At 63.7% G+C, this 26535-nt stretch carries 23 protein-coding genes; 16 read left to right on the top strand and 7 right to left on the bottom strand.

Translation table 11 applies throughout. The annotated features are described in order from the left end of the window. Positions 1-60 precede the first annotated feature (60 nt). The 14 genes from ACP7DW_RS07250 to ACP7DW_RS07185 all read left to right on the top strand — a co-directional run bounded on the left by ACP7DW_RS07250 (position 61) and on the right by ACP7DW_RS07185 (position 14188). Positions 61-645, top strand: coding sequence for a DUF2059 domain-containing protein (locus tag ACP7DW_RS07250; protein WP_426054738.1), 585 nt, complete (start codon positions 61-63; stop codon positions 643-645). 24 nt (positions 646-669) lie between these two features. Then, a complete protein-coding gene (serC, locus tag ACP7DW_RS07245) occupies positions 670-1761 on the top strand; it encodes a 3-phosphoserine/phosphohydroxythreonine transaminase (RefSeq protein ID WP_426054739.1) in 1092 nt (363 codons plus the stop codon). Between the two features lie 80 nt (positions 1762-1841). Next, positions 1842-2912, top strand: coding sequence for a prephenate dehydratase (pheA, locus tag ACP7DW_RS07240; protein ID WP_426054854.1), 1071 nt, complete (start codon positions 1842-1844; stop codon positions 2910-2912). A gap of 155 nt (positions 2913-3067) precedes the next feature. Beyond that, positions 3068-4174, top strand: coding sequence for a histidinol-phosphate transaminase (gene hisC / locus ACP7DW_RS07235; protein WP_426054740.1), 1107 nt, complete (start codon positions 3068-3070; stop codon positions 4172-4174). Positions 4175-4178: 4 nt separating this feature from the next. Next, entirely contained in the window at positions 4179-5099 is a 921-nt protein-coding gene (locus ACP7DW_RS07230; protein WP_426054741.1) for a prephenate dehydrogenase, read from the top strand. A gap of 18 nt (positions 5100-5117) precedes the next feature. Beyond that, positions 5118-6473 (top strand): 3-phosphoshikimate 1-carboxyvinyltransferase, encoded by a 1356-nt coding sequence (aroA, locus tag ACP7DW_RS07225; protein ID WP_426054742.1) that lies wholly within the window; start codon positions 5118-5120, stop codon positions 6471-6473. A gap of 16 nt (positions 6474-6489) precedes the next feature. Then, a complete protein-coding gene (gene cmk / locus ACP7DW_RS07220) occupies positions 6490-7158 on the top strand; it encodes a (d)CMP kinase (protein ID WP_426054743.1) in 669 nt (222 codons plus the stop codon). Positions 7159-7276: 118 nt separating this feature from the next. After that, the gene (gene rpsA / locus ACP7DW_RS07215; protein WP_071650172.1) at positions 7277-8989 is read left to right on the top strand and encodes a 30S ribosomal protein S1; all 1713 of its coding nucleotides are present in this window, start codon (positions 7277-7279) and stop codon (positions 8987-8989) included. A 17-nt stretch (positions 8990-9006) separates the two neighbouring features. Then, positions 9007-9312 carry an integration host factor subunit beta gene (locus ACP7DW_RS07210; RefSeq protein ID WP_008446215.1) on the top strand — a complete coding sequence of 102 codons (306 nt, stop codon included), beginning with the start codon at positions 9007-9009 and terminating at the stop codon, positions 9310-9312. A gap of 248 nt (positions 9313-9560) precedes the next feature. After that, positions 9561-9863 (top strand): LapA family protein, encoded by a 303-nt coding sequence (locus tag ACP7DW_RS07205; protein WP_077400759.1) that lies wholly within the window; start codon positions 9561-9563, stop codon positions 9861-9863. 46 nt (positions 9864-9909) lie between these two features. Continuing rightward, the gene (gene lapB, locus ACP7DW_RS07200; RefSeq protein ID WP_034782020.1) at positions 9910-11085 is read left to right on the top strand and encodes a lipopolysaccharide assembly protein LapB; all 1176 of its coding nucleotides are present in this window, start codon (positions 9910-9912) and stop codon (positions 11083-11085) included. 78 nt (positions 11086-11163) lie between these two features. Next, complete coding sequence (locus ACP7DW_RS07195) at positions 11164-12531, top strand: UDP-glucose dehydrogenase family protein (RefSeq protein WP_426054744.1); 1368 nt, start codon at positions 11164-11166, stop codon at positions 12529-12531. After that, positions 12528-13481: a D-glycero-beta-D-manno-heptose-7-phosphate kinase gene (rfaE1, locus tag ACP7DW_RS07190; RefSeq protein ID WP_426054745.1), complete on the top strand. Its 954-nt coding sequence runs from the start codon at positions 12528-12530 to the stop codon at positions 13479-13481. Before ACP7DW_RS07195 ends, rfaE1 begins: the two co-directional genes overlap by 4 nt. 176 nt (positions 13482-13657) lie before the next feature. Next, positions 13658-14188: a ComEA family DNA-binding protein gene (locus ACP7DW_RS07185; protein ID WP_426054746.1), complete on the top strand. Its 531-nt coding sequence runs from the start codon at positions 13658-13660 to the stop codon at positions 14186-14188. A gap of 94 nt (positions 14189-14282) precedes the next feature. Here ACP7DW_RS07185 and ACP7DW_RS07180 read toward each other — a convergent pair whose 3' ends face one another. Then, positions 14283-15848, bottom strand: a complete 1566-nt coding sequence (locus ACP7DW_RS07180; RefSeq protein ID WP_426054747.1) for a phospholipase D family protein — start codon at positions 15846-15848, stop codon at positions 14283-14285. A gap of 211 nt (positions 15849-16059) precedes the next feature. Here ACP7DW_RS07180 and ACP7DW_RS07175 point away from each other — a divergent pair, with 211 nt between their 5' ends. Next, entirely contained in the window at positions 16060-17415 is a 1356-nt protein-coding gene (locus ACP7DW_RS07175; protein WP_426054748.1) for a M20/M25/M40 family metallo-hydrolase, read from the top strand. Here ACP7DW_RS07175 and ACP7DW_RS07170 read toward each other — a convergent pair. Then, positions 17412-19181 (bottom strand): FAD-dependent oxidoreductase, encoded by a 1770-nt coding sequence (locus tag ACP7DW_RS07170; protein WP_426054749.1) that lies wholly within the window; start codon positions 19179-19181, stop codon positions 17412-17414. The two genes, ACP7DW_RS07175 and ACP7DW_RS07170, sit on opposite strands and share 4 nt — an antisense overlap. A gap of 248 nt (positions 19182-19429) precedes the next feature. Here ACP7DW_RS07170 and cysM point away from each other — a divergent pair, with 248 nt between their 5' ends. Continuing rightward, a complete protein-coding gene (gene cysM / locus ACP7DW_RS07165; protein WP_099760280.1) occupies positions 19430-20332 on the top strand; it encodes a cysteine synthase CysM in 903 nt (300 codons plus the stop codon). A 97-nt stretch (positions 20333-20429) separates the two neighbouring features. Here cysM and ACP7DW_RS07160 read toward each other — a convergent pair whose 3' ends face one another. The 5 genes from ACP7DW_RS07160 to ACP7DW_RS07140 all read right to left on the bottom strand — a co-directional run bounded on the left by ACP7DW_RS07160 (position 20430) and on the right by ACP7DW_RS07140 (position 26294). Next, positions 20430-20762 (bottom strand): hypothetical protein, encoded by a 333-nt coding sequence (locus ACP7DW_RS07160; RefSeq protein ID WP_034751784.1) that lies wholly within the window; start codon positions 20760-20762, stop codon positions 20430-20432. Between the two features lie 438 nt (positions 20763-21200). After that, positions 21201-22346 (bottom strand): lytic murein transglycosylase B, encoded by a 1146-nt coding sequence (gene mltB, locus ACP7DW_RS07155; protein ID WP_426054750.1) that lies wholly within the window; start codon positions 22344-22346, stop codon positions 21201-21203. An 8-nt stretch (positions 22347-22354) separates the two neighbouring features. Then, positions 22355-24379: a transglutaminase TgpA family protein gene (locus tag ACP7DW_RS07150; RefSeq protein WP_426054751.1), complete on the bottom strand. Its 2025-nt coding sequence runs from the start codon at positions 24377-24379 to the stop codon at positions 22355-22357. After that, positions 24376-25380 (bottom strand): DUF58 domain-containing protein, encoded by a 1005-nt coding sequence (locus ACP7DW_RS07145; protein WP_426054752.1) that lies wholly within the window; start codon positions 25378-25380, stop codon positions 24376-24378. The genes ACP7DW_RS07150 and ACP7DW_RS07145 overlap by 4 nt, the downstream gene beginning before the upstream one ends. Positions 25381-25385: 5 nt before the next feature. Then, positions 25386-26294 carry an AAA family ATPase gene (locus tag ACP7DW_RS07140; RefSeq protein WP_426054753.1) on the bottom strand — a complete coding sequence of 303 codons (909 nt, stop codon included), beginning with the start codon at positions 26292-26294 and terminating at the stop codon, positions 25386-25388. Positions 26295-26535: the final 241 nt, after the last annotated feature.

The raw sequence follows: 26535 nt of genomic DNA, 5'->3' as shown, positions 1-26535 counted from the left end.
CTTGCGGCGCCAGCCTGCGTCCCCCAGATTGTTCCCCGCTTTTGTAAAGTCCCGCATGCCATGAGAAAAATCGTCGCCACCTTCTTCGCCGCGTTTTCGCTGGCCTTCCTTCCGACCCTGCCGGCCCTGGCTCAGAGCGCGCAAGCCACGCCTGCCCGCCAGGCCGCGCCCAGCCCCGCCATGAAAGTGGCCGTGCGGCGCATGCTCGACGCGATGCAGTTCCCGCAGCTCACGCGCAGCATCTTCGACCAGATGCTGCAATCGGTGCCCGCCATGATCCGCCAGTCGGCGCAGCAGCAAATCAACAGCAACCCGAAACTGGACGAGCAGCGCAAGGCGCGTGCGCTGGCCAGCGCCGAGGAGGAAATTCCCGTCGCCATCGCCACCCTGACGCAGGTGCTGGCCGACCCGACCCTGATCGACGAGTTGAGCGCCGAAATGGTGCCCCTGTACGCGCGCTTTTACACGGTGCCGGAAGTCGAGCAGCTGACGGCCTTCTACAAGACGCCGCTGGGCCGCAAGATGCTGGCCACCATGCCGCAGCTGTCGGCCGAATCGATGGCCATCAGCCAGCGCGTGCTGATTCCGCGCGTGAACGCCGTGCTTGACCAGGTCATGCGGGCGGCCACGCAGCCGCCCCAATAATTTCATTTTACTAAGGACCGTATCGTGACCCATATCTACAATTTTTCAGCCGGCCCCGCCGTCCTGCCCAAGGAAGTGCTGGCGCAAGCGGCCGCGGAAATGCAGGACTGGCATGGCAGCGGCATGTCGGTGATGGAAATGAGCCACCGTGGTCCCGAATTCATCTCCATCTACCAGCAGGCAGTAGCCGATCTGCGCGAACTGCTGGCCGTGCCCGAGAACTACAAGATCCTGTTCCTGCAGGGCGGTGGCCTGGGCGAGAACGCCATTATCCCGATGAATCTGGTGGGCCTGGCCGCGCAGCAGCCGGCCACCATCGACTTCGTGCATACGGGTTCGTGGTCGGGCAAGTCGATCCAGGAAGCGGCCAAGTATGCCAACGTCAACGTGGCCGCGTCGTCCAAGGCCACGCGTTTCACGGGTGTGCCGCCCGTCTCCGAGTGGCAGCTGACGCCGGGCGCCGCCTACCTGCATATCTGCACCAATGAAACCATCGACGGCGTGGAATTCCAGCAGGCGCCGAACGTGCCGGCGGGCACCACCATCGTGGCCGACATGTCGTCGCACATTTTGTCGCGCGTGATCGACGTGTCGCAATACGGCGTCATCTTTGGCGGCGCGCAAAAGAATATCGGCCCTGCCGGCCTGACCGTGGTCATCGTGCGCGAGGACTTGCTGGGCAAGGCGCTGCCGATCTGTCCGTCCGCCTTTGACTGGACCATCGTGGCCGAACATGAGTCGATGTACAACACGCCGCCCACCTACGGCATCTATATCGCCGGCCTGGTTTTCCAGTGGCTCAAACGCCAGGGTGGCGTGGCGGCCATGGAACAGCGTAATATTGAGAAAGCGGCGCTGCTGTACGCGGCGCTCGATGCGGACGACTTCTACCAGAACCGGGTCGATCCCGCGTACCGCTCGCGCATGACCATCCCGTTCTATCTGCGCGATGAAAGTCTGAACGACGCATTCCTGGCCGGCGCCAAGCAGCGCGGCCTGCTGCAACTGAAGGGCCACAAGTCCGTCGGCGGCATGCGTGCATCGATCTATAACGCGATGCCGATCGAGGGCGTGCAAGCCTTAGTGAATTATCTGAACGAGTTTGCCGGACGCTGAGTCGCATCGACGAGCGCCGGCCCGCCGCCGGCGCAGGCCGCGCGGCCATGATTGAAGTACAGCTGACGAAACAAACCACCATGACCGATAAATTGAAACCGCTGCGCGAACAGATCGACGCGATCGACGCGCAAATCCTCGAACTGCTGAACCGCCGCGCGCAAATCGCCCAGCAAGTGGGCCACGTGAAAGCCGAGACGCAGGCGCCCGTGTTCCGTCCCGAGCGCGAAGCGCAAGTGCTGCGCGGCGTGGCTGAACGCAATCCCGGTCCGATGGGCGACCGCGAAGTGCAGACCATCTTCCGCGAAATCATGTCGTCCTGCCGCTCGCTGGAAAAGCGCGTCACCGTGGCCTACCTTGGCCCGGCCGGCACCTTCAGCGAACAGGCCGTATATCAGCAGTTCGGCAGCGCCGTCGAAGGCTTGCCGTGCGCGTCCATCGATGAAGTGTTCCGCTCCGCCGAGGCGGGAACGGCCGACTTTGGCGTGGTGCCCATCGAAAACTCCTCGGAAGGCGCCGTCAACCGCACCCTGGACATGATGCTGCAGACCAGCCTCATCATCAGCGGTGAAGTCGCCATTGCGGTGCACCACAGCCTGATGACGAAGAGCGGCAACATGGATGGAGTGACCTCGATTTGCGCGCATTCGCAGGCGCTGGCGCAGTGCCAGGTGTGGCTGAACCAGAATTATCCGAACATCGCGCGCCACGCCGTGGCCTCGAACGCCGAAGCGGCCCGCATGGCCGGCGAAGATGGTACTGTTGCAGCGATTGCCAGCGAACTGGCGGGCGCGCAGTACAAGCTGGGCGTGGTCAAGGGCCATATCCAGGACGACCCGCATAACCGCACGCGCTTTGCCGTCGTGGGCACCCTGCAAACGGCGCCGTCGGGCAAGGACCAGACCTCGCTGGTGCTGGCCGTGCCGAACAAGGCGGGCGCCGTGTACCAGTTGCTGGCGCCCCTGGCCAGGCACGGCGTGTCGATGACGCGCTTCGAGTCGCGCCCGGCGCGCATGGGCAGCTGGGAGTATTATTTCTATGTCGATGTGGAAGGCCACGTGCACGACGCGGCCGTCGCCCAGGCGCTGGCCGAGCTGCAGAGCAACGCGGCGTTTTTCAAGGTGCTGGGGTCGTATCCGGTCAGTTTGTGACTTCGTTTGATGTTTGTGGTGGTGTCGGATTACGCTGCGCTAATCCGACCTACCCGACCTACCCGACGTGTGCGAATATGTCGTAGGTTGGGTTAGCGCAGCGTAACCCAACAACAGCCATCAGCCTAATCATTCACCAACTTTTAAAGAACACCATGTCTAAAAATATCGGTCCAGAATACGTCCGCGCCATCGCCCCTTACCAGAGCGGCAAACCGATCGCGGAAGTCGCGCGCGAATTCGGCCTCGACGAGGCAGCCATCGTCAAGCTGGCGTCGAATGAAAACCCGTACGGCATGCCGGAATCGGCCAAGCAGGCGATGATCGCCGCCATCGATGACCTGGGCCGCTACCCGGACGCCAACGGCTTCGACCTGAAAGCCGTGCTGTCGAAGCGCTATGACGTGCCGGCCGACTGGATCACTCTGGGCAACGGCAGCAACGACATCCTGGAAATCGCCGCGCACGCGTTTGTCGAGCATGGCCAGTCCGTCGTGTACTCGCAGTACTCGTTTGCCGTGTACGCGCTGGCCACGCAAGGCCTGGGCGCGCGCCACATCGTCGTGCCGGCGCAAGCCTACGGCCATGACCTCGACGCCATGGCGGCGGCGATCGCCGACGACACGCGCCTGGTCTTCATCGCCAACCCGAACAACCCGACCGGCACCTTCCTTTCGGCCGCGCAGCTCGAAGCCTTCCTCAAGAAGGTGCCGCAGCACGTCGTCGTCGTGCTGGACGAGGCCTACAACGAATTCCTCTCGGCCGACGAGCAGTACGAATCGACGGCGTGGGTGCGCCAGTATCCGAACCTGGTGGTCTCGCGCACCCTGTCGAAGGCGTATGGTCTGGCCGGCCTGCGCATCGGCTTCGCCATCGCCCAGCCGGTGCTGACGGACCTGATGAACCGCATCCGCCAGCCGTTCAACGTGAATTCGCTGGCGCAGGCGGCCGCGATTGCCGCCCTGAACGACAAGGCCTTCCTCGAGCAAAGCGCGCGCAACAACGCGGCCGGCTACCAGCAGTTCATCGAAGCGTTCACGCAGCTGGGCCTGGAATTCGTGCCGTCGCACGGCAATTTCGTGCTGGTGAAAGTGGGCGACGATGACGGCGCCGGCGCGCGAGTCAACCTGGCGCTGCTCCAGCAGGGCGTGATCGTGCGCCCCGTCGGCAGCTATGGCTTGCCGCAATGGCTGCGCATTTCCATTGGCCTGCCGCAGGAAAACGCCATCTTCATCGCCGCGCTGACGAAAGCGCTGGCCTGACGATATGACGACGCCTGCACTGAAAAAGGTTGTCAATAAGGTCGTCATCTTCGGCGTGGGCCTGATCGGCGGCTCGTTCGCGCGCGCCCTGAAACACGCGGGCGCGGTTCAAACCGTGGTCGGCATGGGCCGCTCGGCGGCCTCGCTGGCGCGCGCGCTGGAGCTGGGCATCATCGACGAAATCGGCGGCGACATGGCCGATGCCTTGCATGACGCCGATCTGGTGCTGGTCGCCGCGCCCGTGGCGCAGACGGGCGCTATTTTGGCGTCCATCGCGCCGCATCTGCAGCCCGGCACCATCGTCACCGATGCGGGCAGCACGAAAAGCGACGTGGTGGCGGCCGCGCGCGCTGCGCTCGGTGGCAAGGTGGCGCAATTCGTGCCCGGCCACCCGATCGCGGGACGCGAGACGAACGGGCCTGACGCGGCCATCATCGATCTGTATCAAGGCAAGAAAGTGGTGCTCACACCGCTGGCGGAAAACGCTGCGGCTGACGTGGAACGGGTGGCGGCCGCGTGGCGCGCCTGCGGCGCCATCCTGCACACTTTGAGCGCCGAAGAACATGACAAGGTGTTTGCCGCCGTCAGCCATCTGCCGCATTTGCTGGCCTTTGCGCTGGTCGACGACATCGCCAACAAACCGCACGCGGGCCTGCTGTTTCAATATGCGGCCAGCGGCTTTCGCGACTTTACGCGCATCGCCGGCTCATCGCCGGAAATGTGGCGCGACATCAGCCTGGCCAACCAGCCGGCGCTGCTGCATGAACTGGACGCCTACCTGGCGCAGTTGACGACCTTGCGCGCCCACCTGGCCGCGAACGACGGCGCCGCCATCGAAGGCGTGTATGCGAACGCCCAGCACGCGCGGCAACAATGGATCGAGGCGATTGAAACGGCGGAAATACCTGCCGCGCCCACACGATAAATACTCAAGGATTCCAGCATGACCCAGACCAAGCACTACCCTCACCATATCGATTTGCAGCCGGTGATGCACGCCGAAGGCACGGTGCGTTTGCCCGGCTCGAAAAGCATTTCCAACCGCGTGCTGCTGCTCGCCGCGCTGGCCAGGGGCACGACGAAAATCATCGACTTGCTCGCCTCCGACGACACCTTCGTCATGCTCACGGCGTTGACGTCGCTGGGCGTGAAATGGACGCAGGATGAAATGACGGGCGACCCGGCCACGGCCCACCAGGTGCATCACGTGGAAGGCTGCGGCGGCGTGTTCCCGCATCACGCGGCCGACCTGTTCATGGGCAACGCCGGCACGGCGATTCGTCCGCTGACGGCGGCGCTGGCCGTGATCGGCGGCGACTACACGCTGCACGGCGTGTCGCGCATGCACGAGCGCCCGATCGGCGACCTGGTCGACGCGCTGAACGCCGTCGGCACGCAGATCGAATACACGGGCGAGCAGGGCTTCCCGCCGCTGCGCATCCGTCGTGGCCATATCCACGCGCAGCGCATCGCCGTGCGCGGCAACGTGTCGAGCCAGTTCCTGACGGCCCTCCTGATGGTGGCGCCGCTGATGGCGCGCGACCATGCGGTGACCATCGACGTGACGGGCGAGTTGATCTCGAAGCCATACATTGAAATTACCCTGAACCTGATGCGCCGTTTCGGCGTGACGGTCGAGCATGACGGCTGGCAGTCGTTCACCGTGCAGCCGGGCCAGCACTATCAAAGCCCGGGCACGATCCACGTGGAAGGCGACGCCTCATCGGCCTCGTATTTCCTGGCGGCCGGCGCCATCGGCGGCGGTCCCGTGCGCGTGGAAGGCGTGGGGCGCGACAGCATCCAGGGCGACGTGCGTTTCGTCGAAGCCTTGCAGCAGATGGGCGCGACCATCACCATGGGCGAGAACTGGATCGAGGCCCGCTCGAACGGCGTATTGAAAGCCGTCGACATGGATTTCAATCACATTCCCGACGCGGCCATGACGATCGCCGTGGCCGCCCTGTACGCGGACGGCACCTCGACCTTGCGCAATATCGCCAGCTGGAGGGTGAAGGAAACGGACCGCCTGGCCGCCATGGCGACGGAGTTGCGCAAGCTGGGCGCCGAAGTGGAAGAGGGCGCGGACTACCTGCGCGTGACGCCACCGGCCTCAATCGCCGCAGCGACCATCGACACGTATGACGACCACCGCATGGCCATGTGCTTCTCGCTCGCCTCGCTCGATGGCGCCGCGCGCCGCGGCAACGCCATGCGCATCAACGACCCGAAATGCGTGGCCAAGACCTTCCCCGAGTATTTCGCCGCATTCGCGGGGATTGCCAAAGATTCCTTGATTTAATTGATTGCTTAATACTATGTCAACCTCCAACATCCCGGTCATCGCCATCGACGGCCCCACCGCATCCGGCAAGGGCACGGTGGCGCACCGCGTGGCCGACAAGCTGGGCTTTCATTACCTGGACTCGGGCGCGCTATACCGTCTGACGGCCTTGAGCGCGCTGCGCCGCGGCACGGACTTGCGCGACGAACACGCGCTGGCCAAGCTGGCCGAGCATCTGCCCTGCCATTTCGCGGGCGGCGAGATCCTGCTGGCGCAGGAAAACGTCACCGAGCAGATCCGTGCCGAAGAAGTGGGCAATACGGCGTCGAAGATTGCCGTGTTGCCAACGGTGCGCCATGCGCTGGTGGGCTTGCAGCTGGGTTTTCGCAAGACGCCGGGCCTGGTGGCCGACGGGCGCGACATGGGCACGGTGATCTTTCCGCACGCCCAATTGAAGGTGTTCCTCACGGCCAGCGTCGAGGCGCGCGCGCAACGGCGCTACAAGCAATTGATAGACAAGGGTTTTTCTGCTAATATGGAAGACCTTCTGATGGATTTGCAGGCGCGGGACGAACGTGATACTCACCGTGCGATTGCGCCGCTGGTCCCTGCGGAAGGGGCGCATGTTCTCGATACGTCGGAAATGACGGCAGATGTTGCCGTTGAAACCGTGTTGAAATGGTATGCAGCTGCAGCAAAATAGCGTGTTGTTGTGCTATGTGGTGCCCGTTGACGGCTCCTGGCCTGTCCGGGTGTGTCAAAAACCTAACCCAGTTTAAGTCGCATGGTGCGATCTCTGCTGGATAACCTGTGTGAACCCTATGTCTACTGTTACAACTAACGAATCTACCGGTATGGAAAGTTTTGCTGCGCTCTTCGAGGAATCGTTGTCGCGTCAAGATATGCGCTCCGGCGAAGTTATTTCCGCTGAAGTCGTGCGCCTCGACCACAATTTCGTGATCGTGAACGCTGGCCTCAAATCCGAAGCATTCATCCCTGTCGAAGAATTCAAGAACGACCACGGCGAACTGGAAGTCAAAGTTGGTGACTTCGTTTCCGTGGCGATCGAATCGCTGGAAAACGGTTTCGGCGATACCATCCTGTCGCGCGACAAAGCCAAGCGTCTGGCTTCGTGGCTGGCTCTGGAAAAAGCGATGGAATCGGGCGAAATCGTCGTCGGTACCGTCAATGGTAAAGTCAAAGGCGGTCTGACCGTGTTGACCAACGGCATCCGCGCATTCCTGCCGGGCTCGCTGGTTGATACCCGTCCTGTCAAAGACACGACCCCATTCGAAGGCAAAACCCTCGAATTCAAAGTGATCAAGCTTGATCGCAAGCGTAACAACGTGGTTCTGTCCCGCCGCGCCGTCATCGAAGCTTCGATGGGCGAAGAGCGTCAGAAACTGATGGAAACGCTGAAAGAAGGCACGGTCGTGACCGGCGTCGTCAAAAATATCACCGACTACGGCGCGTTCGTGGATCTGGGCGGTATCGATGGCTTGCTGCACATCACCGACCTGGCATGGCGCCGTGTACGTCACCCGTCGGAAGTCCTGACGGTTGGCCAGGAAATCACCGCCAAAGTCCTGAAATACGATCAAGAGAAAAACCGTGTTTCGCTGGGCGTGAAACAACTGGGCGACGATCCTTGGACCGGTCTGTCCCGTCGTTACCCACAAAGCACCCGTCTGTTCGGTAAAGTAACGAACCTGACCGACTACGGCGCGTTCGTTGAAGTGGAACAGGGTATCGAAGGTCTGGTACACGTTTCCGAAATGGACTGGACGAACAAAAACGTTGCTCCTAACAAAGTTGTCCAACTGGGCGACGAAGTAGAAGTGATGGTTCTGGAAATCGACGAAGAGCGTCGTCGTATCTCGCTGGGTATGAAACAGTGCAAAGCCAACCCTTGGGATGACTTTGGCGTTACCCACAAGAAGGGCGATAAAGTCCGCGGCGCGATCAAATCGATCACCGACTTCGGCGTGTTCATCGGCCTGGCCGGCAACATCGACGGTCTGGTGCACCTGTCCGACCTGTCCTGGACCGAAACCGGCGAAGAAGCCGTGCGTCGCTTCAAGAAAGGTGACGAACTGGAAGCCATCGTTCTGGCCATCGACGTTGAGCGCGAGCGCGTTTCCCTGGGCGTCAAGCAACTGGAAGGTGATCCATTCAACAACTTCGCAGCCATGAACGACAAAGGCTCGCTGGTCACCGGTACCGTTAAATCGGTTGAGCCTAAAGGCGCCGTGATCCAACTGTCCGAAGAAGTCGAAGGCTACCTGCGCGCTTCCGAAATCTCGCGTGACCGCGTTGAAGATGCTGGTACGCACCTGAAAGTCGGCGATACCGTCGAAGCCATGGTGTTGAACATCGACCGCAAAGCCCGTGGTATCCAACTGTCGATCAAAGCGAAAGACAACGTGGAAACCCAGGAAGCCATGCAGAAGATGGCAGCTACCGACAACAACGCAGCTTCGGGCACCACCAGCCTGGGCGCCTTGTTGAAAGCTAAGTTCGATAACAAGAACTAAGACTGCGGATACGGCAGATGACAAAGTCCGAGCTGATCAACCGCCTCGCTGAGCGTTATTCTCAGCTGGTGGCGAAAGATGCGGAGTATGCCGTCAAGACCATTCTCGATGCGATGACCAACGCCCTGGCGACCGGTCAGCGTATCGAGATCCGCGGTTTTGGCAGTTTTGCCCTGAACAGCAGGCCCCCGCGCATCGGCCGCAACCCGAAATCCGGCGACAAGGTGATGGTTCCCGAAAAACGGGTACCCCACTTCAAACCGGGCAAACAGTTGCGCGAGCGCGTGGACGCGATGGTCGGGCAACCGATTATCGAGGATTAATCGTCTGCTGGAAGGCGACACAAAGAGCGGCGTCCTTGGATGCCGCTTTTTTTTGTTAATATGCTGAGAATGCCTGACATAAGCTACTGCGCGTCGCGCTTTGCGGCCGGCGATGCTCACCGTACTAAAGTACGGTTGCGCTTCTTGGCCACAAGGGGGCGCCGAGCCTCACTGACGCTCGCTACGCTTCTGTCAGGCATTCCAAGGTTGTGCCATACGGGCATTTTTTGTACTTTCTGGGCGTATCGATGAAAATCATCTCCACCATCGTTGGCTGTGTTCTCTTCGTCCTGTTCTTCAGTTTTGCGCTGAAGAATGCGCAGGTTGTCGACCTGCATGTTTTCCTCAATTATGAAATTCGCGGCCCCCTGGTCTTGATGCTGCTGGGCTTTTTTGTCGCCGGCGCCAGCCTGGGCGTATTGGCCCTGACGCCGACCGTGTTCCGTCACCGCCGCGAAGCGAGCAAGCAAAAAACCACCATTGCCGCGCTGCAAACCGTTGGCGTGGCCAGCAATGTCCAGCCGCAACCGGACAGCGTGAGCGCGCAGTAAGCGGCGCCGTCGCTCCTATCTCTCTTACTCGAATAAAAACAATCGCATGGATTTTGAACTCTGGTGGCTCTTGGGTATCCCGGTGTTTTTCGCGTTGGGCTGGATTGCCGCGCGCGTCGACATTCATCAACTGGTGTCCGAATCGCGCAGCCTGCCGCGCAATTACTTCAAGGGCTTGAATTTCCTGCTCAATGAGCAGCATGACAAGGCCATCGACGCCTTCATCGAAGTCGTCAAACTGGATCCGGAATCGGCCGATATGCACTTTGCGCTGGGCAACCTGTTCCGCCGCCGCGGCGAGACGGAGCGCGCCATCCGCGTGCACCAGAATTTGCTGGCGCGCCCGGACTTGCCGCTGGAACAGCAGGGCCATGCCGCCTACGAGCTGGGCATGGATTACCTGAAGGCGGGCTTGCTGGACCGCGCCGAGGAAACCTTCAACAGCCTGGTCGACACGCAATATGCGGCCCAGGCGCGCCGCGCGCTGCTGGAAATCTACCAGCGCGAAAAGGAATGGCCACGCGCCATCGAAGCGGCCGTGGGCTTGCAGGAATCGGGCGCCGGCGCGCGGCAGAAGGAAATCGCCCAGTTCTATTGCGAACTGGCGCATGATGCCCTCGTGCACATGAAGCCGGACGACGCCATGCCGCTGCTGGAAAAAGCCTTGCAGACGGACCGCAAGAGCGTGCGCGCCACCATCCTGACGGGTGACGTGCTGCTGGCGCGCGGCGACGTGGAAGGCGCGCTGACCACCTGGCGCCGCGTGGAGCAGCAAAGCGTGCCGCACGTGGCCCTGGTGGCGCAGCGCCTGATGGATGGCTACACCAAGGTGGGCCGCGCACAGGAAGGCGTCAACCTGCTGCGCTCCTACCTGGAAGAGGCGTCGTCGATCGACTTGATCGAAGTCGTCTTCAAGGCCGTCATCGAACTCGACGGCGTGGAAGCGGCGAAGCAGCTGGTCAGCGCCGAGCTGCGCCGCACACCGACCCTGCTGGGCCTCGATAAACTGCTGGAAGCGCGCATGATGGATGCGCCGGCCGCCATCTGGTCCGAGCTGTCGATGGTGAAAAACCTCGTGCACGGCTACACGCAGAAGCTGGCCCGCTACCAGTGCAGCCATTGCGGCTTCAAGGCACGCCAGTTCTACTGGCACTGCCCGGGCTGCAACAAGTGGGAGACTTACCCGCCGCGCCGCACCGAAGAACTCAACGTCATGAACTAACCCGACACGCCACCTTGCCTTAGTGCAACGTGGCGTGTCCTTGTTTGCAGCATCTATATTTACAAATACGGCACAACCATGAAAATCACCATTATCGGCACGGGCTATGTGGGCCTCGTGACGGGCGCCTGCCTGGCGGAGCTGGGCAACGATGTCTTTTGCCTCGACCTGGACGCACGGAAGGTCGACTTGCTCAATAGCGGCGGCATCCCCATCCATGAACCGGGGCTGGAAGAAGTCGTGGCGCGTAACCGCGCCGCCGGCCGCATGACCTTTTCCACCGACGTCGAGGCAGCCGCCGCGCACGGCGTGATGCAATTCATCGCCGTCGGCACGCCGCCCGATGAAGACGGCTCGGCCGACCTGCAATACGTGCTGGCGGCCGCGCGCGGCATCGGCAAGTACATGACGGACTTCAAGGTTATCGTCGACAAGTCGACCGTGCCCGTCGGCACGGCCGAAAAAGTGCGCGCCGCCATCCAGGGCGAACTGGACGCGCGCGGCGTGGCCGCCACGTTCTCGGTGGCGTCGAACCCGGAATTTCTCAAGGAAGGCGCGGCTGTCGAAGATTTCATGCGCCCGGACCGCATCGTCATCGGCTGCGACAGCACGCCGGACGGCGAGCGCGCGCGCGAATTGCTGAAAAGCCTGTACGCGCCGTTCAACCGCAACCGCGAACGCACCTACTGGATGGACGTGCGCTCGGCCGAATTCACGAAGTATGCGGCGAACGCCATGCTGGCCACGCGTATTTCCTTCATGAATGAACTGGCGAACCTGGCCGACAAGGTGGGCGTCGATATCGAGGCCGTGCGCCACGGCATCGGTTCCGACCCGCGCATCGGCCACAGCTTCCTGTACGCAGGTTGCGGCTATGGCGGTTCCTGCTTCCCGAAAGACGTGCAGGCGCTCGAGCGCACGGCGCGCGGCTACGGGCAGGAGTTGCTGATCCTGCGTGCCGTCGAAGCCGTCAATGACCAGCAGAAGCAGGTGCTGGGGCGCAAAGTGGTCACTCGCTTCGGCACAGATCTGACGGGCCGGCATTTCGCCGTCTGGGGACTGGCCTTCAAGCCCAACACGGACGACATGCGCGAAGCGTCGGCCCGCGTGCTGCTGGCGGACTTGCTGGCGCGCGGCGCCACGGTGGCCGTGTATGACCCCGTCGCCATGCCCGAGGCGCGCCGCGTGCTGCAACTGGACTTGACGCCGGAGCAGTTGGCAAGGGTGCGCTTTGCCGACAGTTCGAAGGATGCGCTGCAGGACGCCGATGCGCTGGTCATCGTGACCGAATGGAAAGCCTTCCGCAGTCCCGATTTCGACCAGGTCAAGGCGCGCCTGAAGCAGGCCGTGATCTTTGACGGACGCAACCTGTTCGAGCCGGCTGTCATGGCCGAGAATGGCATCGAATACCACGGGATCGGCCGCTCGATCCTGACGCGCGCATGAGCGCCCAAGAGGTGGTCGCCTTGACGGCGCCGGCCGCGCTGGCCCAGGTGCGCCTGCTGGTGGTGGGCGATGTGATGCTGGACCGCTACTGGTTCGGCGATGTCAGCCGTATTTCGCCGGAAGCGCCGGTACCCATCGTGCGCATCGAGAGGCGCGAAGAGCGCCTCGGCGGCGCGGCCAACGTGGCGCGCAACGCGGCCGCGCTGGGAGCGAAGACGAGCTTGCTGGGCGTGGTCGGCGACGACGAGGCCGGCAGCCAGGTCGAACGCCTGCTCGAGGGGGGCGGCATCCACAGCTATCTGCAGCGCGATGCGGCCATTTCCACCATCATCAAGCTGCGCGTGATCGGCCGCCAGCAGCAGATGCTGCGCATCGACTTCGAGGATGCGCCCAGCGATACGGTGCTGCGCGACAAGCTCAAGCAATTCAATGCGCTACTGCCGCACTACGACGTGGTGGTCCTGTCGGACTACGCCAAGGGCAGCCTGGTGAACGTGGCCGAGATGATCAAGGCGGCGAGAAAGGCCGGCAAGATCGTCATGGTCGACCCGAAAGGGGACGATTTCAGCCGCTATGCGGGAGCGTCAGTGCTCACTCCGAATAAATCGGAACTGCGCCGCGTGATCGGCAACTGGAGCACGGAAGAGCAATTGACGGAACGCGCGCAGCAGATGCGTGCGCAGCTGGGCCTGGACGCCTTGCTGCTGACCCGCTCGGAAGAGGGCATGAGCCTGTACACGGCCGACGAGGTGCTGCATATGCCTACCGATGCGCGCGAAGTATTCGACGTCTCGGGCGCGGGCGACACGGTGATCGCCACCATGGCGGCCATGCTGGGCGCCGGCATGGGCCTGGGCGACGCCGTGCGCACGGCCAACCGGGCCGGCGGCATCGTCGTCGGCAAGCTGGGCACGGCCACTGTCACCCGCGAAGAGCTGTTCGCGCAGTAATCGCCGCCGTATTCCGCATTTCGCCTGCGCCGCATCGTTTGATCTGGCGCAGGTTTTCCCGTCCTTCCGCTGTCCCGTCTTGTCAACCGTATCACGCCACAGCCGTTAAAGCCGTTAAGGCGCTGCTCCTCCCTTGCGTTCGAGTCATCTTGAAACCACACCACGGAGAGATACCCATGTTCAAAAAAATACTGCTGGCCATCGTCACCCTGATCGCGACGATGGGTTTTGCCTTTGCCCAGGTCGATGTCAACAAGGCGGACCAGGCGGCACTCGACGGCGTCAAGGGCATCGGCCCCGTCACATCGAAAGCCATCCTTGATGAACGCGCCAAGGGCGGCGCCTTCAAGGATTGGGCCGATTTCGAAAGCCGCGTAAAAGGTATTGGACCGAAAAGTTCCGTGAAACTGTCGGAAGCGGGCTTGCAGGTGAATGGTCAGGCCAAGTCTGGCGCGCCAGCGGCTCCGGTGGCGAAAGCTGCCCCGGCAAAAAAGGAAGCTGCTGTGAAGGAAGTTGCAGCGAAAGAAGCCGCACCGAAGCCAGTTGCTGCGACCGACACCGCTGCGGCGCCAGCCAAGACGGCCGCTGAAACGAAAAAAGAAGCTGCTGCTGCCAAGAAAGAAGCGAAGGCTGCCGCTGCTGCCGCGAAGAAAGAAGCGAAGCTGGCTGCTGCCGAGGCGAAGAAGGCTGAAGCCGAGAAAAAGTAAGCGTGTTGCTGTAAAGCGTGTTGCGTGGTGGTGCCGCGCAGCACGGGAAGAAAACCCCGCGCGGTACCGGCCGCGCGGGGTTTTTTTTATGCGCCTACAGCTGCGACTCGATCGGCAGCCAGCGCATCACGGATACCAGCAGGCGGCGCCAGAAGCCTGACTCCGGATCGTGCGTCCACACCTTGGCAGGCACTTCGGTGGCGTCGGACCAGCGCAGGGTGCCGTTGTCGAGGAGCAAGCGGTAGCTGGTGTCGCTGGCCGTCGAGTGCAGGAACAGCGCGCGCATGTCGGCCGCCAGCGCGGCATCGTGGAACAGCACGCCCATCTCCGTGTTCAGCTGGGCCGAGCGGGGGTCGAGGTTGAAGGAGCCGACGAAGCCCCGCTGCCCATCGACCACCACGGCCTTGGTATGCAGGCTGGCGCGGCTCGACCCCATCAGGCTGATGCGCTTGCGGTGCAGGGTCTTCAATTCATACAGGTCGACGCCGCCGCTCAGCAACACTTCGCGGTAGCGCGCATAGCCCGCATGCACGAGGGCCACGTCGGTGGCGGCCAGCGAGTTGGTCAGCACACTGACCTTGACGCCGGCGGCGACCTTGTCGGCCAGGCTCTGCGTCAGCGCCGCGCCTGGCACGAAGTAGGGCGAAGTGAGCAGCGCTTCTTCGCGCGCTTCGGTCAGCAGGGGCAGCAAGCTGTGCATGAGCCAGTGCTCGCTGCGCTGCAAACTGGCCACGGGCGCGGCTTTTTCCGGCGGGTCCGACAGCACTTGTACCTGCGCGCTCCAGTGCAGGCGCAGCCGGCCATCGAGGTGGGCCTGCAGCTGGCCCGTATCGGTCAGCTGCCGCAGGTAGGGCGAGGCGCCCAGTTCACCCGTGAGCGCATCGAGGCGGGCGCGTACCGCCTGCAGTTCCGGCGCGCCCGCGTTCTTGCCGGCGTGCAAGGCGCCGATGGGGATGACGGCGCGGCTGTTCCAGAAGCGGTCGAAGATGTCGCTCGTCTGCTGCACCGCGGGGCCCACCAGCAGCAAGTCGGCATCCTGGAAATTGACTTGTTCGGCGGCATCAAAATATTCATCGCCGATATTGCGCCCGCCGACCAGGGCCACCCTGCCGTCGACGATCCAGGCCTTGTTGTGCATGCGCCGGTTCAGGCTGACGGCGCGCAAGGCCATTTCCACGGCGCGCCACCAGATGCCGTCACGGTTGCGGCCAGGATTGAAGATGCGCACGTCGATCAGCGGATGGCTGTCGAGCGCGAGGATGGCGGCGTCCTGGCCGCGCGCATTGATATCGTCAAGCAACACGCGCACGCGCACGCCGCGGTCGGCCGCGCGCAGCAGTTCGCGCACCAGCAGGCGGCCCGTGACGTCGTTATGCCAGATGTAGTACTGCAGGTCGAGGCTGCGGCCCGCTTCGCGCGCGCTCAGGGCGCGCAGGGCGAACGCTTCCAGATTGTCGTCGATCAGGGCCGTGCCGCTCTGTTCCGGGCGTTGCGCCAGCTGCGGCGCCAGCACGCGGTCGAGCAGGGTAGCGTCGGCTGCCACCGGCAAGGCCGTTCCCGGCGCCCCCAGCGAACGTTCGGCGAAGCGCCCGTAGCTGTACAGCGCGGCGATGCTGAGCCCGGCAAACAGGGTGGCCAGCAGCAGCAATTTGACGAGCATGCGGCGCACCGTCAGCGGACTGCGCGCAGGCGGAGACTGCGGCGTGCGGGGTGGAGGATGGGCTGGCGCATGCGGATGTCTTTCGTGAGCGGAACGGGAAGTGGCCGATTGTAGCAGTTTCTATAATGCACGATTTTCATCCTGGAACATCCTTGCCTGCCGTCAAAAATGCGAGAATGGCCAGCTCAATCAATCATCGGGGGATGCAGGCATGGTACGGATTTTGACGGCAATGACGGCAGCCATGCTGTCGGCTAGTGTGGCGGCGGCGCCGGGCGCCGAACCGGCGCAGCAGCAGATACGCCAGCTGGTGGCCGACATCTCGCCGCAGCGCATTGAGGCGCACGTGCGCAAGCTCGTCAGTTTCCAGACGCGCCACACCATGTCCGATACCGTGTCCGACACGCGCGGCATCGGCGCGGCGCGGCGCTGGATCAAGGCGGAGCTGGAGCGCTGCGGCGCGCAGGCGGGCGCACGCCTGCAGGTGGCGTTCGACAGCCATATGGCGCCCGTGTCGAAGCGCATCGCGCGGCCGACGGAAATCGTCAACGTGGTGGCGACCCTGCCGGGCAGCCAGCCGCAGTCTGCCGGGCGCATCTATGTCGTCAGCGGCCACTATGATTCGCGCGCCACCGACGTGATGGATGCGCACGGCGACGCGCCCGGCGCCAACGACGACGCCTCGGGCACGGCGGCCGTGATCGAGATGGCTTGCGCGATGGCGCGCTACCAGTTCGACGCCACGCTCGTCTTCATGGCCGTGGCGGCCGAGGAACAAGGTTTGTTGGGTTCCGGCCACTGGGCGCAGCAGGCGAAGCTGAACAAGCTCAATATCGCCGGCATGCTCAATAACGACATCATCGGCAGTTCGCGCGCCGACGATGGCACCGTCGACGCTGGCCAGGTGCGCCTGTTTGCCGAGGGCATCCCTGCCGTGAAGGAAATGAGCGATGGCGTGCGTGCCCTGGTGGCGACGGGCGGCGAGAACGACTCGATTTCGCGCCAGCTGGCGCGCCACGTGAAGCAGGTGGGCGAGCGCTATGTGCCCGGTTTCAAGATCAACGTCATCCAGCGCGCCGACCGCTACCTGCGCGGCGGCGACCATATGCCCTTCCTCGCGCAAGGGTATGCGGCGCTGCGTTTCACGGAGCCGAACGAGGATTTCACCCACCAGCATCAGGATGTGCGCGTGGAAAATGGCGTGCAGTATGGCGACCTGCCGCAATTCGTCGACTACGATTACGTGGCGAAAGTGGCGAGGGTGAATGCGGCGGCGCTCGCTTCACTGGCCCTGGCGCCGGCCGCGCCCTTTGGTGTGCAGGTGCGCACGGCCCAGCTGGAAAACGCCACGACCTTGCAATGGCAGCCGAACACGGAGCCGGATCTGGCCGGCTACCGCATCGTCTGGCGCGCCACCACGGCCGACCAGTGGCAGGGGGCGCAGGACGTGGGCAATGTCACCGAGGCCAGGCTCAAGCTGTCGAAAGATAACTATTTCTTTGGCGTCCAGGCTATCGACCGCGACGGTAATGTCAGCGTGGCAACATACCCCACGCCGCTGCGTTAGGCGCTGTTGACGGGCAGGCGCGCCAGAAAACCGTGGATCTGCGACACGACCGCCGCGCCTTCACCGACGGCGGCCGCCACGCGCTTGGTCGAGCCGGCGCGCACGTCGCCGATGGCGAAGACGCCCGGCACGCTCGTTTCCAGCGCGGCCCGCTCGGGCAGGTCGGGCGGCGGGGCGGCCAACAGCGCGCCATGGCCTTGGGCGCGGCATTCGGCGCGCGTGACGTCGAAGCCCGTGCGAATGAAACCCTGTTCGTCGACGGCGACGGCGCAGTCGTGCAGCCAGTCCGTGTTCGGATCGGCGCCGACGAAGAGAAACACGCGACGCACGGCGCAGTCGCACTCTTCGCCCGTTTGATTATTGCGCCAGCGGGCGCCCGTCAAGCCATCGTCGTCGCCTTCGAGGGCGATGATTTCCGTGTGCGTGTGCAAGGTGATGTTGGGCGTGGCGGCGATGCGCTCGATCAGGTAGCTCGACATGCTGGCCGCCAGCCCTGCGCCGCGGATCAGCATGTGGACGTTGGCCGCGTGGCCGGAGAGAAACACAGCCGCCTGGCCGGCCGAGTTGCCGCCGCCGACCAGGATGATCTCTTCCTGCTTGCACAGCTTGGCTTCGATGGGCGAGGCCCAGTAATACACGCCCCGTCCTTCATACGTTTTCAGGTTGGCCAGCGAGGGGCGGCGGTAGCGCGCGCCGCACGACAGCACCACCGTGCGGGCGCGCACCTGGGTGCCGTCGCACAGCTTGACGCGCAGGGGCCAGCTGTCGCACAGCAAGTTGGCGGCGCTGGCCGGGGTGGCGATCTCGACGCCGAATTTTTGCGCCTGCACATAGGCGCGCCCGGCCAAGGCGCGGCCGGAAATGCCGGTGGGAAAGCCGAGATAGTTTTCGATGCGCGCGCTGGCGCCCGCCTGGCCGCCATACGCGCGCTGTTCCAGCGCCAGGACCGATAACCCTTCGGAGGCCGCATACACGGCCGTGGCCAGGCCGGCCGGTCCCGCGCCCACTACCAGCACGTCGAAGATCTTGTCGCCGGACAAATCGGGCAGCATGCCCAGGCAGCGCCCCAGTTCCGCATTGCCGGGATTCTTCATGACCTTGCCATCGGGACAGACCACCAGCGGCCATTCCTGCGGCGTGGGCTGGTAGCGCTGGGCCAGCGCAGCGGCGGCCGCATCGGTGGACGGATCGAGCACCGTGTGCGGGTGGCCATTGCTCGACAGAAAACTTTGCAGGTGGAACAGATTGCCATTGCCGCGCGGCCCCACCAGCACGGGGCCGCCCGAATTGGCTTCGATCAGCGCCACGCGGCGCAGGATCAGGGCGCGCACGATGCGTTCGCCCATTTCCGCCTCGGCCACGATCAGCGCGCGCAGCGATTCCGAGCTGATGACGAGCACCTCCACGTCGCCCACGGCATGGCCGTTGACGAGGGCGGGGCGGCCCGACAGCTGCGCCACTTCGGCGATGAAGTGGCCGGGGCCGACTTCTCGCATCAGCGAGGTGCGGCCCAGGCCTTCGTGGCGCGTGACGGCGACGTGGCCCGCCAGGATGACCAGCATGCCGAAGCTGCTGTTGCCCGCCTCGAACAGGGTGGCGCCATCCGCGTATCGGCAGACCTTGCCATAGCGTTGCAGGCGGCGCAGTTCGGTCTCGCTGAAGACGGGGGAAATCTGGTGCATGCGGCCCTGGATGTCGAGGCTGCTGGCCTGGACGGGATCGTCCTGCGTGGTTTCGGGGATGAATTCGGGGGCGCTTGCGCTCATGACATATCCATTGATTGAATAAGCAAATTACTAAAATAACTAACCGTCACGAGTCTAGCGCATGCGCGCGCGGCCCGCTGGCGCACCGCGCGCGGCAGTCCTGGCATGGCGCAACGCCAGGCGCCATGCGGCCTGGCGCGCGGGCGGCCGTAGTGGAGGCGGCCTGGCGCGGCGGCGGTTTTTAGCCATACGCCGTCCAGCATCTCATATTAGAATGGGTCTTTGTTGAAATTACTCAAACAGACACGATGGCTTACAAGACACTTGAAGATACGATAGGCAACACCCCGCTGGTGCAACTGACGCGCTTGCCGGGCGCCGATGCGATTGCGCGCAACAACGTCATCCTCGGCAAGCTGGAAGGCAACAACCCGGCCGGCTCCGTGAAGGACCGCGCCGCCATGTCCATGCTCAAGCGCGCTGAAGAGCGCGGCGTCATCAAGCCGGGTGATACCCTGATCGAGGCCACCAGCGGCAATACGGGCATCGCGCTGGCCATGGCCGCCGCCTTGCGCGGCTACAAGATGCTGCTCTTGATGCCAGACAATCTCAGCGTGGAGCGCCGCCAGAGCATGGCCGCCTACGGCGCCGACATTCTGCTCACGCCGAAGACGGGCGGCATGGAATATGCGCGCGACCTGGCCGAGCAGATGCAGAAGGATGGCCGTGGCATCATCCTCGACCAGTTCGCCAACGAAGACAATTCGCGCGCCCACTACGAAAGCACGGGACCGGAAATCTGGCGCGATACGCATGGCCAGGTCACGCATTTCGTCAGCGCCATGGGCACGACGGGCACCATCATGGGCGTGTCGCGCTATTTGAAGGAGCAGAATCCCGCCATCCAGATCATCGGCGCACAGCCCGAGGAAGGTTCGCAGATTCCCGGCATCCGCAAGTGGCCGGAAGCGTACTTGCCGAAAATTTACGACAAGTCGCGCGTGGACCAGGTGGAATACGTGAGCCAGGGCGTGGCCGAGCGCATGGCGCGCAGCCTGGCGGCGGAAGAAGGCTTGTTCTGCGGCATCTCGGCGGCCGGCGCCTGCGAAATCGCGCTGCGCATCTCGCAAACGGTGGAAAACGCGACGATCGTGTTTGTCGTCTGCGACCGCGGCGACCGTTACTTGTCCACGGGCGTATTCCCAGCCTGATTGTTCAATTTTAAAATGGAAATTCGGGTCGGCCAGGACGGCCTGAAAATTACCCCCTCCCCATGGCGGGGAGGGAAAACCTGCGAAACTGGCAGGATCAGCCTTGTGGCGTTTCGCCTTCTTTTGGCTTGAATTGCTTGTCGCTGATGCGGAATTTGTTACGACGGTCACCCATCAGGTAACGCAGGTCGCGGATGCTCAGGTCGCTCACTTCGTGCATGCGGATCAGCAGCGATGCGCCGACCGGCAGGCGGTGGTGGCGGATTTTGCTGATGACCGGTGGCGCCACTTCCAGCGCGCGGGACAGGGCTGCGTCGTTTTTCAGGCGCAGGTTTTCGATCAGGGTATCGAGCAATCTGTTTGGGTTGTACTGGAGCAGATCGTCGGAGTCCGAATCGCTGTTCATATCAATGCCGACTTGGTTTGTCATGATGTTAATGTTCCTTCTGTAGTTGCACTGCAAAGTAAAAAACACTCGGAGCTCGCTCTTGCTGCGTTCATGTTCATTCTTTACTAAAAGGAACAAATTCACACACGGTACGATCCGGGATACAGTTTTTCATGATATATACACAATTGTACAGCAGGATTCCATTTCAGGCCGGAAAGCTCTGTAATCTTGCTTTGGATAAAATAACTGTTGTCATGTTGCAACAGCTATTTATTCTTTATTATGCTCTATGATAGAACAAAAATTGTACTTTGACAAAAGTTAAGTATAAAACCATTTCTGTATTCCGTGCCGCACAAAGGCTGGCGAGCGAGGCTGGCACATGTTATCGGCCCCACCATAGACCTGTTTGCTGGTCGCTTCAACATCGCTTACGCTTTCTTACAAGTAATATTATAACTTTACACTGACTTTCGGTTAGCGTGCGCGCACTTGGCTGATGGCCTTGCCCAAGTCAATCACTGACATGGCATAAAAATAACTTCTGTTGTACTGAGTTATAGCAAAGAAGTTATTGGTTGCCAAGTGATACTCAGTTGCTTCTGAACCATTTTGCAGATCGATCAGGCCGTACAACATGTTCTGGGGCGTGGCCGAGACCGTACTGACGCCGGCTTCCTGCAATTCCTCCAGCCGGTACTTGGCTTGCAAGCCCTGGCTGATGAATTTTTCCCAGGCGTGGCTGGACGAGACGGTGACGCGATACGTGCTGATGGCCGGGTCATCGCGCCGCCAGCCGTGTTCGACGAGGAAATGCGCCACGCTGCCGATGGCGTCGGCGGTGGAATTGCGCAAGTCGATGTGACTATCGCCATCGAAGTCCACCGCGTATTTCATGATGCTGCTGGGCATGAACTGGGGCAGGCCGATGGCGCCCGCATACGAGCCGAGCAGGGTCAAGGGATCGATGCCATCCTTGCGCGCATAAAGCAGCGCGTTTTCCAGTTCACCCTTGAAAAATTCCATGCGCGCGGCGCGCGTCGGGCTTTCCGGGTAGGAAAACGCCAGGGTCGTCAGCGCGTCGAGCACGCGGAAACGGCCCGTGTTGCGTCCGTACACGGTTTCCACGCCGATGATGCCGACGATGATGTCGGCCGGCACGCCATATTCGCGTTCGGCGCGCGCCAGCGCTGCCGCGTTCTCTTCCCAGAATTTCACGCCCGCATTGATACGCACCGGCTCGATGAAGCGGGCGCTGTACGCTTGCCAGTTCTTCGGCTTGCCCGGCGGCGCCGGTTTCATCAGCTGCACGGTCGACTCGACATAGCGCACCTTGCCGATCAGGCTATCGAGTTCGGCGCGGTCAAAACCATGCTTGGCGGACATCTCGTCGAGGAAGGCACGCACTTCTTTCCAGTTGGCATAGTCGACAAATTCGCCTTCGAAGTCGAATTTCGCCGGTGCTTTTTTGGCCGTCGCCTTGGCGGGCGGGGCCTTGGCCGCGCGCACGGCGCGGGCGCGGTCGGCGGCGGAAATGTTGCTGTTTTCGCCAGCATGCGCTGTCGCCAGGCACAGGGGAAGGGAGAGGAGCAGGCACAGGGCGGAGGTTTTGATCGGTAACAAGGAGCGTCTCATCGGCATTGGGTTAACAGGTGGCGCAAGCTGCGCCGCGCGCGGGATTGTTCGTCTGGGCTGGCATTACCATACTTCATCGTGGCATAGATTGCCAGAAACTGTGCGATGGCGGCGTGCGCCTCGGGTGTGGCCATGCCTGCGGCCAGGCGCGCAGCATAACCGTGCGGCCCTTCATGCGGCGCACGGCTGTAGCCGCGCCGCGCCTGCTGGTGGCAAAACTGCAGGTACAGGGCGTCGAGCGGATCGCCTTGCCTGGCCTGGCGCCACCAGACCAGTGCGCCAGCCGCGGCGGACAGCAGGGCCAGCGCGGCGCAAGCGAGTGCCAGGGTCGTCGCCGGCAGGTTTTTCAAGCCATCGAGCATGGCGCGCTGGCGTTGCGGCGTGGTGTCGAGCACCCAGCTGCTCCAGGCGTGCTCGGCCTGCTGCCATTGCTGGCGCCATGCGGCCAGCGCCCCTGTCGCGCCGCCATCGAGGCCGGCCAGGGCGCGCCAGGCCGTCAGCGGCGACGCGGCCGCTGGCAGGGCGGCATCGAGGTTGCGCTGCGTGCGCAGGGGCGCGACGGCGCTGGTGGGATCGACGCGCACCCAGCCCCGGCCGGCCAGCCACACTTCGCTCCAGGCATGGGCGTCGGACTGGCGCACAGTCAGGCTGGGGCTGCCGTCGCCACCATCGCGTGTGCCGCCCTGGTAGCCCGTGACGACGCGCGCAGGAATGCCCATGGCGCGCATCAGCACGACGAAGCTGCCCGCGTAATGCTCGCAAAAGCCCGCCTGCGTGGTAAACAGGAAGTCGTCGACGCCATGCTTGCCCAGCAGTGGTGGCTGCAGGGTGTAGCGGAAGGGCGCGTGGCGGAAGTGCGTGAGGACGGCGGCGATGGCGGCGGCGGGCGCCAGCGCCTGCGCGCCGCTGCCGCGCAGTGCGCGGGCCCAGGCGATGCTGCGCGGGTTGCTGCCAGAGGGCAAGGCCAGCCATGGCTGTTGCTGGGCCAACGGCAGCTTGGCCTGCAGCCGGTAGCGGGCTTGGGAACTGACGCGGTAATGCACGGTCGAAGTAATGGGCTGTATGGTCAGCACTTCCAGCGCAGACGAGACGACATACGGATTGCCAGGCAGGCGTTCGATGCTGCGCGGCACGTCGAGCGCGAAGATGCGCCGCTGGCCGCTCGCTGGCAAGGTCACTTCGTAGTGGCTGGGTGGTCCTTCCAGCGCGATGTCGATGCGGCTGTCGCTGGCGGGTGCGCGGCCAGCGCCCCGGCGCGTCCAGGTGGCGCCGTCGTAGTCGCCCAGCACCACGCCGCGCCAGTACAGTTGGTCTTGCGGCGGGAGCGGCGTGGAAAAGCGGGCCGTGAAGACGGGCTCGTTTGATACGGCCAGCGAGGCGATGGCGCCCGGCTGCATGCTGTCGGACAAGCCCGTGCGCGCCTGCAAGCCCTCGTGCGGCGCGCCCCACAGGGGGGCGCCGGGGCGCGGCACGGCAAGAAACAGCACGGCCGCCAGGGGAAGGGCCAGCGCCAGCATGCGCCCTAGCAAGCCCAGCCTTTGCGCCAGGCGTGGTTGCAGCGTGCCGTACTGGGCCGACAGCAGGGCCGCCAGCAGCACGAGCACGGTGGCCAGCATCCAGGCGGCACCGAGGATGCCTTGCGTATGGAAAAAGTTTGCCAATAGCAAAAAGAAACTGAGGAAGACGAGCACGAAGATGTCGCGCCGGCCATGCATTTCCAGCGACTTCAAGGCCAGCAGCAGGGCCAGCATGGCCACGCCGGGATCGCGTCCCAGCAGCGTGCCATAGCTGGCGTACACGCCGGCGATGCCCAGCAGGGCCAGCGGCGCCAGCACGGCGAGCGGCGGTTGGCGCCGGCCCCGCACGGTGATGACGGCGCGCCACAGCAGCGGTGCGGCTGTCGCTACTGACAGCCATGGGGGCAGGTGCAGCGCGTGGGGCGCGAGCACCATGGCGGCGGCCAGCAACAGCAGCAGCATGTCGGCCTTCTCGCGCGGCAAGCTGTTGAACCAGCGGATCATGGTGACTCCTTGCTGGGAGGTAAGTCATGCAGCGCCAGTGCGCGCAGGCAGGCGTCGCGCTGGCCGGCGCCCACGGCCGGCGCCAGGGTCAGCACACCCAGGCGCAAGCCATATGGCACGCCCGTGCTTTCCGCCTGCAGCACCCAGGCGGCCAGGCGCGACAGGCGCGCTTCCGGCGCCAGCGCGTGCAGCGTGGCGTAGTCGAGCATGAGCTTGCCATGCGTGCCGTGCGCTGCGCCCTTTGGTGCATCGGCGCCAGGCTGGAATTGCTTGCTGAATAAATGCTCGCCATCATGGCGGGCGATCTGGCGCCAGGCCAGGCGCTGCAAGGGGTCGCCCGGCTGGTAGGCGCGCACGCCGGCCAGTTCCAGGGCGCCGCCGGGCAAGTCTGGCCGGCCTGGCCAGCCTGGCTGCCGTGCCTGCTGTATTGTGCCGGCCGGCCAGGGCAGTGGCGGTGCATCTTGCTCGGGCTGCGGATACACGAGCACGCGCGCCTCGGGCTGCCAATGGCACCAGGCAACAAACAGGCCCAGCGGAAAACTGCCGGACAGGCGCACGGCGGGCGCATGGAACCAGCCCCGTTGTTGCGCCGGCATGCCGATGCTGACGGCCGTTTCGCCGTGGGCGGCGATATCGGCCAGGCCGGGTGCCGCTGGCGAATCGCTGACGGCCACGTGGATCGCATGGCGCGGGCGGCTGCTGCGGTTGATCAGGCGCAAGGTAAACAAGGCATGGCTGCCCGCGAAGACGGGCTTGCCCGGCGTGGCGGCCAGCGCCAGGCCCGCCAGGTTGCGGCTGCTAAACAGCATGTCGGCGATGGCGCAGGCGGCCGCGACATACGTGAGCGCATAGCCCAGGCCCAAGCCGTAATTGACGGCGGCGATCCATAGTGCCAGCAGCAGCACGGCAAACGCCAGGCCCGCACGCGAGGGGCGGATGTGCACGCGCTGCGCGCCCAGCCAGGGGCGCGCCGGCAGCCATGGAATAGTGCGCCAGCGCATGCCGCTCAGACGGGGATGCTCAACAGCAGATGCTGCAGCAGCGCGCGGCTGTCCGTGGTCCCTTGCGCCGCATGCAGGCGGTGGGCGCAGACGGGCAGCAGCACGGCTTGCACATCGTCGGGTGTGACGTGGTCGCGTCCGGCGAGGGCGGCCCAGGCGCGCGCCGCCTGCAACAGGGCCAGCGCGGCGCGCGGGCTGAGGCCGTCGGCAAACACGCCGGGCGCGCGCGTGGCATGCACGAGGGCCAGCACGTAGTCGACCACGGCGGGTGAGGCGTGGATGGCGCGCAAGCCCGCTTGCGCCTGCAGCAATTCTTCCGCGTTCATCACGGCCGGCAAGGTGTGCAGCATGGCGCGGCGGTCGGCGCCCAGCAGCAGCGCCCGTTCGGCTGCCGCATCGGGGTAGCCCAGGGTGACGCACATGAGAAAACGGTCGAGCTGCGATTCAGGCAGGGGGAAAGTACCCAGCTGGTGCGCGCAGTTTTGCGTGGCGATGACGAAAAACGGCTGCGGCAGCGCGTGCGTGACGCCATCGAGCGTTACTTGCCGCTCTTCCATCGCTTCGAGCAAGCCCGATTGCGTCTTCGGCGTGGCGCGGTTGATCTCGTCAGCCAGCAGTACTTGCGTGAACAGGGGGCCGGGGTGGAAAATGAAACTGGTGCTGGCGCGGTCATACACGCTCATGCCGGCCACGTCGGCAGGCAGCAGGTCGCTGGTAAATTGCTGGCGCTTCCATTGCAGGCCCAGCGAGATGGCCAGCGCATGCGCCAGCGTGGTCTTGCCCACGCCGGGCACGTCTTCGATCAGCAGGTGGCCGCCCGCCAGCACGCAGGCGAGGGTCTGGCGGATCTGCAAGTGTTTGCCGACGAGAACTTCGCCGATTTGCTGCGCGGCCTGGTGTATTTTCGAAAACATGTTATTTCTATCACAGTACAAGGGATTATTTAATTTACAATCGCTTTGGCCAGGTCAAACGGCGCCGCCCGCCAGCTGCGCGCTCGTGGTAGATTAGAGTCACAGCAAAGGCGGCAAGGGCAGCACAGACCAGCCAGTGATTTTATGCGAGAACGCGCCAGGCAGGCAGGAATGCTCTGCAGTGATTCCGGCGCGCGTTCCCGGTATGGATAGAGAGCAGAGACAGAGGTAACCAGTACAG

Source organism: Janthinobacterium sp. PSRC1-1 (assembly GCF_049897525.1).
Classification (GTDB): Bacteria; Pseudomonadota; Gammaproteobacteria; order Burkholderiales; family Burkholderiaceae_D; genus Janthinobacterium; species Janthinobacterium tructae.
The sequence above is the reverse complement of the archived record's forward strand: the minus strand, read 5'-3'. Positions and strand labels throughout refer to the sequence as shown.